The sequence below is a fragment of the Stutzerimonas degradans genome (assembly GCF_024448505.1).
Lineage (GTDB): Bacteria > Pseudomonadota > Gammaproteobacteria > Pseudomonadales > Pseudomonadaceae > Stutzerimonas > Stutzerimonas degradans.
The window spans coordinates 1-1,153 of sequence record NZ_JAMOHV010000029.1 but is presented as its reverse complement, the minus strand read 5'-3'; the positions used below and the strand labels follow the sequence as shown (position 1 = coordinate 1,153).

Below are 1,153 nucleotides of genomic sequence, written 5' to 3'. Positions count from 1 at the left end.
AAATTCGAACGTAACAAACCGCACGTCAACGTCGGCACCATTGGTCACGTTGACCATGGCAAGACCACTCTGACTGCTGCGCTGACCCGTGTGTGCTCCGAAGTGTTCGGTTCCGCTCGTGTCGACTTCGACAAGATCGATAGCGCGCCGGAAGAGAAGGCTCGCGGTATCACCATCAACACCTCTCACGTGGAGTACGATTCCAACATTCGTCACTACGCCCACGTTGATTGCCCGGGCCACGCCGACTATGTGAAGAACATGATCACCGGTGCTGCCCAGATGGATGGTGCGATCCTGGTCTGCTCTGCTGCTGACGGCCCCATGCCGCAGACCCGCGAGCACATCCTGCTGTCCCGTCAGGTTGGTGTTCCCTACATCGTCGTGTTCCTGAACAAGGCCGACATGGTTGATGACGCCGAGCTGCTGGAGCTGGTGGAAATGGAAGTGCGCGATCTGCTCAGCACTTACGATTTCCCGGGCGACGATACTCCGATCATCATTGGTTCCGCGCTGATGGCCCTGAACGGTCAGGACGACAACGAGATGGGCACCACTGCCGTCAAGAAGCTCGTCGAAACGCTGGATACCTATATCCCTGAGCCGGTTCGTGCCATCGACAAGCCGTTCCTGATGCCGATCGAGGACGTGTTCTCCATCTCCGGTCGCGGTACCGTTGTGACGGGTCGTGTCGAGCGCGGTATCGTCAAGATCCAGGAAGAAATCGAGATCGTCGGTCTGCGTCCGACCACCAAGACTACCTGTACTGGTGTTGAGATGTTCCGCAAGCTGCTCGATGAAGGTCGTGCTGGTGAGAACTGCGGCGTGCTGCTGCGTGGCACCAAGCGTGATGACGTTGAGCGTGGTCAGGTTCTGGCCAAGCCGGGTACCATCAAGCCGCACACCAAGTTCGAGGCCGAGGTGTACGTGCTGTCCAAAGAAGAAGGTGGTCGTCATACTCCGTTCTTCAAGGGCTACCGTCCGCAGTTCTACTTCCGTACCACTGACGTGACCGGTTCGTGCGAGCTGCCGGAAGGCGTCGAGATGGTGATGCCGGGCGACAACGTGAAAATGGTTGTTACCTTGATCAAGCCGATCGCCATGGAAGAAGGCCTGCGCTTCGCGATTCGCGAAGGTGGTCGTACCGTTGGTG

Annotated in this window: 1 protein-coding gene; it reads left to right on the top strand. The window is 58.0% G+C overall.

Annotated elements, in window-relative coordinates:
* Window positions 1-1,153: elongation factor Tu (gene tuf / locus NAV27_RS19125; protein WP_256055321.1), on the top strand; the 1,153-nt coding region annotated here is incomplete at both ends.